This is a genomic window from Salifodinibacter halophilus, assembly GCA_012999515.1.
Classification (GTDB): domain Bacteria; phylum Pseudomonadota; class Gammaproteobacteria; order Nevskiales; family Salinisphaeraceae; genus Salifodinibacter; species Salifodinibacter halophilus.
This window is the reverse complement of sequence record JABEEB010000545.1, coordinates 1-247: the sequence shown is the minus strand read 5'-3', so window position 1 is coordinate 247 and position 247 is coordinate 1. Positions and strand designations below refer to the sequence as shown.

Genomic DNA, 247 nt, shown 5'->3' with positions numbered 1-247 from the left:
GGTCCTGCTGCCGATCGGCGGCGACCTGCGCCAGCGCCGCGACCTCGTCGGCGGCGAAGAACCGATGGGCGATGCCGAGCGACACCGCGCGGTGGCTCACGTGCTCCACGTCCACGCCGATCTCGCGGTCTTGGGTCACCGCCAGTGCGATCAGGCCATGGGTGTGGGAGATATTGAAGCAGAGCCCCGGCGCAAGCTGCGCCTGCTGCGCCGGATCGATATGCGGCCGGCCGTAAGCGTTGGCGCC

Annotated in this window: 1 protein-coding gene; it reads right to left on the bottom strand. The window is 70.4% G+C overall.

All coding sequences use genetic code 11. The features are described 5' to 3' along the window. Positions 1 to 247 (bottom strand): phosphopantetheinyl transferase (locus HKX41_12780; protein ID NNC25010.1); only part of this gene is annotated, 247 nt, incomplete at both ends.